This window comes from Actinomyces naeslundii (assembly GCF_001956585.1).
Classification (GTDB): domain Bacteria; phylum Actinomycetota; class Actinomycetes; order Actinomycetales; family Actinomycetaceae; genus Actinomyces; species Actinomyces naeslundii.
This window is the reverse complement of record NZ_MSRR01000007.1, coordinates 147,286-156,366: the sequence shown is the minus strand read 5'-3', so window position 1 is coordinate 156,366 and position 9,081 is coordinate 147,286. Positions and strand designations below refer to the sequence as shown.

Here is a 9,081-nt window from a genome sequence, read left to right as displayed (position 1 = left end):
TCAAGTGACTCGGCGTGGCGGTAGGGGCGTCACAGCGCCCCTGCCGCCCAGTCCGAAAGGTGAACTCATGACACGCATCAAACGAATGAACTGGACCGGTGTCTGCTTCGTGGCACCATCAATGATCGTTGTTCTTGCTCTCCTGATATACCCGGTTTTCTCAAGCATCTGGTACTCATTCACAGACAAGAATCTCCTACGCACCAACTACCATGTGGTGGGGATCTCCAACTACACCGACCTCCTCGGGTCCTCCAGCTTCTGGAACGCCTTCGGGGTGTCGATCAAGTGGACCGCAGCGTCGATCATCGGCCAGCTCGCGGTGGGGATGGTTCTGGCGCTTGCGTTGGACCGGGTTCCTCGGGGGTCGGGGCTGTTCCGCACGCTCCTCATCGTCCCCTGGGCGTTCCCGGCGATCATCACCGCGTTCTCCTGGAAATGGATCCTCAATGACGTCTACGGGTTCCTCCCCAACCTGCTGACGTCTCTCGGCCTGACTGACAAGAACATGGCATTGCTGGGCAATCCCGAGACAACCCTCTGGGTCGCGCTCCTCATCAACATCTGGTTCGGCGCGCCGATGTTCATGGTGAACATCCTCTCGGCCCTCAAGACCATCCCGCAGGAGCAGTACGAGGCGGCCATGGTGGATGGCGCCTCCGGGTGGCAGAGGTTCAGGTTCATCACGCTCACCCATATTCGCGAGGTCATTGGGCTGCTGGTCATCCTGCGCACCATCTGGGTCTTCAACAACTTCGACATGCTCTTCCTTCTGACGGGCGGAGGCCCGGGGGAGAGGACGACGACGCTGCCGATCTTCGCCTATCAGGAGGGCTGGAACCTGCGTCAGCTCGGTGTCGCCTCCACGGTGACGATCCTGCTGCTCATCTTCCTGCTGGCTCTGGCCTTCGGTGCCTTCAGGATGCTCAACCGCTGGGAAAAGGAAAGGGGCTGAATCATGCGACGTGCTGGTCGTAGTCCTTGGGGGACAGCCTGTGTGTATCTCATTCTCGTCGTTGCCGCCTTCGTTGCGGTGTTCCCGCTCGTGTGGGTCATCTCCTCATCATTCAAGACCTCTCACGAGCTCGCGCAGAACCCGCTGCAGCTGTTCTCGACCTCACCGACGCTCGAGCACTACCGCAAGGTGATCGAGGAGATCGGGTTCCTGACGAATCTGAAGAACTCGCTACTGATAGCGGGATGCTCGACAGTCATCACGGTCTTGGTGTCAATGCTCGGTGCCTACGGGATCGTGCGATTCTTCCCGCGGGTCGGGAAGCAGCTGACCAAGATCCTCATCGGCACCTACATGTTCCCGCCGATCCTGCTGGCCATCCCGTATACCATCACCATGGTCAAGCTTGGGCTCATGAACAGTTACATCGGGCTGATCATTGCCTATCTCTCGTTCTCGATCCCGTATGCGATCTGGATGCTCATCGGTTTCTTCCAGACGGTTCCCATCGGGGTGGAGGAAGCGGCCGCCGTTGATGGGGCGAACCGTTTCAGGGTGTTCTGGCAGATCTCTGTGCCCATTGTCCTTCCGGGGATCGTGGCCACCGCTGTCTATACCTTCATCAATACGTTCAACGAGTTCCTTTATGCGCTCCTGTTCATCACCGAGTCGGACAGGATGCCCGTCGCAGTCGGCCTCTACTCTCTCCAGGGGTCGGAGGTTCTCGACTGGGGAGCCATGATGGCTGCTTCCGTGATCGTGATCGTCCCGTCGGTCGTTTTCTTCATGGTCATCCAGAAGCACATCTCGGGAGGACTCTCGGAGGGCTCGGTCAAGTAGCCCTCCGTAGCAGGCCTGTCCCCAGTCCCGCCTCCCGCCGCCCCGGCGCCTGCGACGCGAGTGATCGAGCGATCGCCGGCACCGGGGTGGCGCTGAGAACGAAGATCTGCAACAATACTACTGAACGTCAGATGTCAGACGTCCGATAACCTTTCAATGAAGAGAGACACCACATGGACAACCGTTTCACCGGCGTCATCCCGCCGGTCGTCACTCCTTTCACCGCCGAGGGCGAGGTAGACCTCGACAGCCTGGACAAGGTTGTTGAGCACCTCATCGTCGGGGGCGTCGATGGCCTGTTCGCTCTGGGGTCCTCCGGAGAGGTCGCCTACCTCACCGACTCCCAGCGCGACGCCGTCATTGAACGCGTCGTCAAGAAGGCTGCGGGCCGGGTGCCGGTGCTCGCCGGAGCCATTGACACCACGGCCCACCGTGTCATCGAGCAGGCTCGTCGCGCCGTCTCGCTCGGTGCGCAGGCGATCGTGGCGACATGCCCCTTCTACGCGCTCAACGACGCCGACGAGATCAAGGAGCACTTCCGCGCTATCGCGAAGGCCGTGGACGTGCCCGTCTTCGCCTACGACGTCCCCGTGCGTCTTGGTGGCGCCAAGCTCGGCTGCGACCTCCTCGTCGAGCTGGGCAAGGAGGGCGTTATCGCCGGCGTCAAGGACTCCTCAGGCAATGACGTCGCCTTCCGCCGGCTGGTTGCGGCCAACGAGGCCGCCGGCCACCCGCTGGCTCTCCTGACCGGCCATGAGTGCGTCGTCGACGGCATGCTCCTGCTCGGCGCTGATGGTCTCGTCCCGGGCTACGGCAACGTGGACCCGGTCCGTTACACCGAGATGTGGAAGGCCTCCCGCGAGGGTAAGTGGGACGAGGTCCGTCGCCTTCAGGATGAGGTCTGCGCCGGCTTCGAGATCGTCTTCGTTCCCCAGGGGCGCTCGGCCGACGCCACCGGCATTGGTGCCTTCAAGACCGCGATGGAGGCGATTGGGATCATCGCCACGAACGAGATGGCCTTCCCGGTCCAGGCGCTCAAGGGCGAGACCAAGGACGCGGTCCTGGAGATCGTCAAGGCGCAGGGCCTCATCTGACCCCCTGGCGGCTGCGTGTCCGACTGCCTCGATGACGAGGGGGCGGGGGCGCGGCCGTCATTGGCGTCGGCGGACTGTGCTGCCCACACTCCTTGTTCCGGCTGGTCCTGAGCCGCCGCCGTCTCAACTCAACCCATTCCGTCTCTGACCGGCGCCCGTGCCGGACAAGCCTCTTGGAGAGCGTCATGACCCAGGATGTCCCCCCATCCGCCACCAATATCCCGTCACCGTCCGGACAGGCCCCGCTCGTCGTCGGCCTCGATCTTGGCGGCACCAAGATGGCTGCCGCTCTGGTGGACGTCAATGGCGCCCTGCAAGGTCCGGTGTCCTCCTGTCCAACCCCTGCCCACGACGGCCCTGACGCCATGCTCGATGCCATCAGCGCTCTGGTGCAGAAAGTCGCCACGACAGGGACTCACCAGGATCCTGGTCGGGCCGTGCCGATCATTGCGGTTGGCGTCGGGACCGCCGGTGTCGTTGACGTGGAGAGCGGGACGATCCTGTCCGCCACCGATGCCATCACCGGCTGGGCCGGCACGCAGGTCGCCGCCGGTGTGCGGGAGCGACTTGCCGCTGCAGGGTTGGGCGTGCTGCCGGTCCATGTCGAGAACGACGTCGATGCCTATGCCTCCGGTGAGGCCTGGCTCGGCGCCGGCACCGGGGCCGAGGTCGTCCTCATGGTGGCCGTGGGCACCGGGGTCGGCGGCGCCCTCGTCATCGAGGGACGAACCCGCAGGGGCGCCCACCACGTGGCCGGCGAGATCGCTCACGTGCCCGTGCCCGGTGCGCAGGGCGAGCCCTGCACCTGCGGTAGGCAGGGGCACCTGGAGGCCATTGCCGCTGGTCCGCAGATCCACCGCCGCTACCTGGCCAAGGGGGGAGATCCTGAAGTGCCCGACGCCCGCGAGGTGGAGAGGCGCGCCGATGCGGGGGACGTCATCGCTCAGGAGGTCTACCGCGACTCAGCGGTGTGCCTGGCACGGGCGCTGGCAGGCCTGGTGACCGTCATCGACCCCGACGTCGTCGTCGTCTCCGGCGGTCTGGCCCGAGCGGGCGACCTGTGGTGGGAGCCTCTGCGGCGGACCTTCGCCGCAGAGATCATCGACCCCCTGGCCCCCATCAAGATCATTCCTGCCACCTTGGGAACCACCGCGCCGATCATCGGTGCGGCTCGCGGCGCCCTCGCCCTGGCCGGCAACAACGACAACCACCGCCCGTAGCCATCGGCTTCGGCACCATCAGACAGGACATACCTATGACCGAGCAGTCATCATCACAGTCGTCAACGGATGCGCAGGCCGCCTCCGCCGGCCTCCATCCCGTCCTGGAGCGCTTGAGGGGCGGGCTCATCGCCTCCGCCCAGGCCTATCCGGGTGAGCCGATGCGGGATCCCCGCACCATGGACGAGGTGGCCCAGGCCTGTGTCGCCGGCGGTGCCGTCGGCATCCGTGCTCAGGGCCTGGCGGATCTGGCCCTCATCTGCCAGCACGTCGACGTACCCGTCATCGGTCTGTGGAAGGACGGCCACGACGGCGTCTTCATCACTCCCACCCTCACCCATGCCATTGCCGTGGCCGCCACCGGCAGCCAGATCGTGGCCCTGGACGGCACTCGCCGTCCCCGTCCTGACGGGCTGAGCCTCGCCCAGACCGTCGAGGGCCTCCGGCAGGCTCGCCCTGAGGTCCTCATCATGGCCGACTGCGGGTCCCTGGATGACGCCAAAGCCGCCCAGGACGCCGGGGTCGACATCCTCGGGACCACCTTGGCCGGCTACACCGGGGAGCGTCCCAAGACCGACGGCCCCGATCTTGAGCTCGTCGACCAGGTCGTCGGTATCGCGGAGATCCCGCTCGTCGTCGAGGGCAGGGTTCATACCCCTGCGCAGGCTGCAGCCGCCATGGAGCACGGAGCCTTCGCCGTCGTCGTCGGCACCGCGATCACCCATCCGACCACTATCACGTCGTGGTTCGCGAACGCGCTTCCGGGCGCCGTCTGGAAGGGCTGAGCAGAAACGGCGTCGTTCCGCGACTTGCTCTGTGTGTGACAGGTGTGACTGCTGGGGTGCAAATGTGCGAATTGTTACTCGCTATCCAGCGCGACACTCCGGTCTGACCTGACAAACCCAAGGTTTTATGCGTAGCGTTGCCAGAAGTGGCACCACACAAGGGTGTCCGTCCACGATCGAGAGGGAAGACATGTCCGTCAACCGCACCGAGCTCATCGCCGCCATCGCCGAGAAGGCCGGCCTGACCAAGACCGACGCCGACGCCTTCCTGGGAGCCTTCCAGGATGTCCTCGTTGAGAACGTCGCTAAGGGTGAGGCCGTGAAGATCACCGGCCTCATGGGTATCGAGCGCGTCGAGCGTGCCGCACGCACCGGCCGTAACCCCCGTACCGGTGAGGAGATCCAGATCCCCGCCGGCTACGGTGTCAAGGTCACCGTCGGCTCCTCGCTGAAGAAGGCTGTCGCCGAGTGATACGTGGGGCCACGCCCCTGACATCCTGATTCCGGTCCGTTGCCACTCCGCTGAGGTGTAGCAGCGGACCGGAATCATGTACGCGTCCCCGGTTCACGTATCAGCCTCGACCTGCAAGGCGCTGCGTCTCGCAGGCTGTTACTGATAATGCTCAAGGAGGGGTGGAAGGAGTAGGCCGGGGCCCTCGATCTCCTCCTGCCGGTGGAGGGCTGAATAAGTAAGCGCTTTTACAGTAGAAGCATGTCTGCTTTCACATCTGCGGCGAATCAGCCCGACGGCCCCGGCGTGGCCGCCGCCCTGGCCGGGCCAGCGCCCGGCTCCGGCTCCGTGCCGGCACTCCAGATGGTGGGGCTGGTTAAGACCTTCGACCGCAAGGTCGCGGTGGATCGCCTCAGTCTCGACATCCCCGTCTCCAGCTTCTACGGCATCGTCGGCCCCAACGGTGCCGGCAAGACGACCAGCCTGTCGATGGCCACTGGGTTGCTGCGTCCCGATGCTGGACAGGCGCTGGTCCACGGTGTCGACGTGTGGGCCGAGCCTCGGCGGGCCAAGGCCCTCCTAGGAGTTCTGCCCGATGGGCTGCGAACCTTCGACCGCTTGAACGGTCTTGAGCTCGTCACCTATTCCGGACTCCTGCGTGGGCTCAAGCGCGACGTGGTCGTGCCCCGGGCGACCGAGCTGGTCAAGGTGCTGGGGCTGTGGGAGGCCGGGACTACTCTGGTGGCCGACTACTCGGCGGGTATGCGTAAGAAGATCCACCTGGCCTGCGCCATGGTGCACTCGCCGTCCATCCTGGTCCTGGACGAGCCCTTCGAGGCCGTCGACCCGATCTCGGCCCAGACGATCCAGGCGATCCTGCGGGACTATGCCGCCGCCGGCGGCACCGTGGTCATCTCCAGTCACGTCATGGCCACTGTGCAGCGCTTGTGCGACCACGTTGCCATCATCAATGCCGGCCGGGTTGTCGCTGCAGGGACGACTGAGCAGGTCGCCGCGGGTGGGGATCTCGAGCAGCGCTTCACCGAGCTGGTGGGAGCCCAGGTGCGAACGGAGGGGCTGTCATGGTTGCGACCCTCGTCAAGCTGAAGTGGCGCCTGACCCTCAACGCCCTGACCAAGAACACCTGGGCCATCGTCGGCACCGTAATCGGGGCCCTTTACGGGCTGGGGGCGCTCGGCATGGTGCTGGCCGGCGCCGTCGGGCTTGGGCTCGAGGCGGATCCACAGGTCATCGCTCTGCTCACGGGAGCCCTTGGGGCGCTGTTGGTGGCAGGTTGGGCCGTGGTCTCGCTGCTCGTCACCGGGATCGACTCCACTCTTGATCCCCGAGCGATGGCTGCCTGGACCGCTCCGTCGCGAGGGCTGGCCGTCGGGCTGCTGGCCGCTGGCGCCCTTGGCATCCCCGGCTGCCTGACAGCCGTTGTCTGTCTGGTTCCGGCCCTCACCTGGTTGGTGGCGGGGCAGGTCCTCGCGGCAATCCTGGCCTTGCTGTGCGCTCCGGCGGCCCTGGCCACCTGTGTCATCCTCTCCCGGATCGTGGTGACAGCTGCGGGAATCTCCTCCTCCCGCAGAGGACGCGAGACGACGGCGATCATCGCCTTCATCGCCTTCCTGGCGGCCACCCAGCTGCCGAACCTGGTTCCCAGGCTCATCGGGGACGACATCGCAGGCTTCCTTCAGCACCTTCGAACCGTCGCGCAGGTACTGGGGCTGTCTCCCTTCGGCTGGGCCTTCGCCGCCCCTGGGCTCCTGGCCACCGGTTCGGTGCTTGCAGCGCTGGCGCTGGCGATCGGCGCCTGGATCCTCCCCGTGGCCCTGCTGCCCCTGTGGCAGCGCATCGTGGGCAAGGTGATGACCTCTCCGGGGACGTCGCAGACACGGACGCGTGCCTACGCCTCACGCGGTGGCAGTGAGCGCCTCGGTGCGCGGGGTGCAAGCCATCTCGACGTCCTCCCGTGGAGCCGCCGGCTCGACTCTCTGCTGCCGCAGCCCGCGGCGGCGGTGGCCGCTCGCTGTCTGCGCTACTGGCGCACGGACCCCAGGTACCTGGTCCAGCTCCTGTCCGTCCTGCTCATTCCGATCGTTCTCATCATGGTCCCCGCCATGAGCTCCAGCCGATTCGTCTTCGTTGTCAACGGTCAACGGTTTGGGGGTGGCCTCGCCCTCGGACACGCACCGGTGGTCCTGCTGTGCATGGCACCGGCATTGGCGATGTTCATGGGCTGGGTGATCCATGACGACCTCGGCCTGGACTCCACCGCCCTGTGGAGCCACATCGGCTCCGGCATCAGTGGAGCACACGACCGTCTGGGGCGGGTTGTCGGAGCGGCTCTGTGGCAGGTTCCCGCTCTGCTCGCCGTCGAGGTGCTCATGAGCCTGTGGACCGGCTACTGGGGTGCGCTGCCCGCCGTGACCGGCGCCTGCCTGGCTCTCCTCGGCTGCGCACTGGCCTGGTCCTGCCTCACCAGTGTCCTGCTGCCCTACGAGACGCTCGCGCCCGGAGACAGTCCCATGCGCTCGCGGACCTCGGGAACGGCTATTGTGGCCTCCATCATCCAGATGGTGGCGACGCTGCTTCTCCTCATCGTCTGCTCGCCGGTACTCGCAGCTGCGGCCTACGGTGTTGTCCGGGGCTCGCTGCTGTGGGGGTGGGCGGCTCTCGTGCTGGGGGTCGCCTGGTGCGCTCTGACGCTATGGGGCGGAGTCGTCTTCGGCGGCAGGCTGCTCGATCGTCGAGGGGCTCAGGTTCTGGCTACGATCCGCACCTGGCCGGGACATGCACAGCCGGTGTGATCACGCTGGTCACACCGCTACAGACTGATTGATTCTGATGACTCGGGGTAGGATTGATCTAAAGTCGCTCAAGCATGTAGCGGCTCGCAGACATTAGTAAACTCAGTACATCCAGTCGTTATGTCAGAGAGGACATCATCGTGCAGCTTGTCATTCTGGATTCCGCGCAGGCGATCGCACAGCGGGCGGCCGACGAGATCGAGGCGCTGCTCAAGGACAAACCGGCAGCCGTGCTGGGAACCGCCACCGGGTCCTCGCCCCTGCCCCTGTACGACGAGCTCGCCGCTCGTTGCGCCGCCGGACGCATCAGCTTCGCGGAGGTCACCGGCTTCATGCTTGACGAGTACGTCGGCTTGCCCGCAGGACACCCGGAGCGCTACGCCACCTTCATGGAGACCAATCTGCGCTCCCGCGTGGACATGCGTCCCGGTGCGCTTCACGGTCCGGATGCGCTGAGCGAGGATCTTGAGGCCGCCTGCCGGGACTATGAGGCTCAGATGGCGGCGGCCGGGTACTGCGATCTGCAGATCCTCGGTATCGGCTCCGACGGGCACATCGGATTCAACGAGCCCGGGGGCGCCCTCGACTCGCGCACGCACGTCGGTGAGCTTCACGAGCAGACCCGCCGTGACAACGCCCGGTTCTTCGGCGGCGACGTCGACGCAGTACCCACCCAGTGCATCACCCAGGGGCTGGCCACCATCATGGAGGCCCGCAAGCTCGTCCTCATCGCTACCGGCGAGGGCAAGGCCGAGGCCGTCGCCCAGCTCGTGGAGGGCGAGGTGAGTGCTGAGTGGCCGGCAACCGTCATGCAGCGCCACAACGACGCCCTGGTGCTGGTCGACCCCGCAGCCGCCGGCCGGCTCACCTCGAAGCCCTGACGGGGGCGCCGCACGTCCCGGGGAGAGCCTCCCCACAGGACC

Annotated in this window: 9 protein-coding genes; all 9 read left to right on the top strand. The window is 65.8% G+C overall.

Annotated features, from left to right (window positions below):
- Positions 1-67 precede the first annotated feature (67 nt).
- The 9 genes from BKH33_RS04380 (at position 68) to nagB (ending at position 9,039) form a co-directional block, all read left to right on the top strand.
- Positions 68-955, top strand: a complete 888-nt coding sequence (locus tag BKH33_RS04380) for a carbohydrate ABC transporter permease (RefSeq protein WP_003783133.1) — start codon at positions 68-70, stop codon at positions 953-955.
- A 3-nt stretch (positions 956-958) separates the two neighbouring features.
- On the top strand, positions 959-1,795 hold the full coding sequence (locus BKH33_RS04375) for a carbohydrate ABC transporter permease (RefSeq protein ID WP_043539345.1): 837 nt from the start codon (positions 959-961) through the stop codon (positions 1,793-1,795).
- Between the two features lie 173 nt (positions 1,796-1,968).
- Positions 1,969-2,889, top strand: coding sequence for a dihydrodipicolinate synthase family protein (locus tag BKH33_RS04370; RefSeq protein WP_003783117.1), 921 nt, complete (start codon positions 1,969-1,971; stop codon positions 2,887-2,889).
- A gap of 185 nt (positions 2,890-3,074) precedes the next feature.
- Positions 3,075-4,109 (top strand): ROK family protein, encoded by a 1,035-nt coding sequence (locus BKH33_RS04365; RefSeq protein ID WP_003783091.1) that lies wholly within the window; start codon positions 3,075-3,077, stop codon positions 4,107-4,109.
- Positions 4,110-4,144: 35 nt separating this feature from the next.
- Entirely contained in the window at positions 4,145-4,894 is a 750-nt protein-coding gene (locus BKH33_RS04360; RefSeq protein ID WP_003783128.1) for an N-acetylmannosamine-6-phosphate 2-epimerase, read from the top strand.
- 190 nt (positions 4,895-5,084) lie between these two features.
- The gene (locus BKH33_RS04355; protein ID WP_003783064.1) at positions 5,085-5,366 is read left to right on the top strand and encodes an HU family DNA-binding protein; all 282 of its coding nucleotides are present in this window, start codon (positions 5,085-5,087) and stop codon (positions 5,364-5,366) included.
- A 240-nt stretch (positions 5,367-5,606) separates the two neighbouring features.
- A complete protein-coding gene (locus BKH33_RS04350) occupies positions 5,607-6,452 on the top strand; it encodes an ABC transporter ATP-binding protein (RefSeq protein WP_003783214.1) in 846 nt (281 codons plus the stop codon).
- Entirely contained in the window at positions 6,428-8,158 is a 1,731-nt protein-coding gene (locus tag BKH33_RS04345) for a hypothetical protein (RefSeq protein ID WP_003783068.1), read from the top strand. Before BKH33_RS04350 ends, BKH33_RS04345 begins: the two co-directional genes overlap by 25 nt.
- Before the next feature lie 140 nt (positions 8,159-8,298).
- Complete coding sequence (gene nagB / locus BKH33_RS04340) at positions 8,299-9,039, top strand: glucosamine-6-phosphate deaminase (protein ID WP_003783052.1); 741 nt, start codon at positions 8,299-8,301, stop codon at positions 9,037-9,039.
- Positions 9,040-9,081: the final 42 nt, after the last annotated feature.

Coding starts and splice junctions, on each gene's coding strand:
- BKH33_RS04380 (WP_003783133.1), top strand. CDS start 68: ATGACACGCATCAAACGAATGAACTGGACCGGTGTCTGCTTCGTGGCA.
- BKH33_RS04375 (WP_043539345.1), top strand. CDS start 959: ATGCGACGTGCTGGTCGTAGTCCTTGGGGGACAGCCTGTGTGTATCTC.
- BKH33_RS04370 (WP_003783117.1), top strand. CDS start 1,969: ATGGACAACCGTTTCACCGGCGTCATCCCGCCGGTCGTCACTCCTTTC.
- BKH33_RS04365 (WP_003783091.1), top strand. CDS start 3,075: ATGACCCAGGATGTCCCCCCATCCGCCACCAATATCCCGTCACCGTCC.
- BKH33_RS04360 (WP_003783128.1), top strand. CDS start 4,145: ATGACCGAGCAGTCATCATCACAGTCGTCAACGGATGCGCAGGCCGCC.
- BKH33_RS04355 (WP_003783064.1), top strand. CDS start 5,085: ATGTCCGTCAACCGCACCGAGCTCATCGCCGCCATCGCCGAGAAGGCC.
- BKH33_RS04350 (WP_003783214.1), top strand. CDS start 5,607: ATGTCTGCTTTCACATCTGCGGCGAATCAGCCCGACGGCCCCGGCGTG.
- BKH33_RS04345 (WP_003783068.1), top strand. CDS start 6,428: ATGGTTGCGACCCTCGTCAAGCTGAAGTGGCGCCTGACCCTCAACGCC.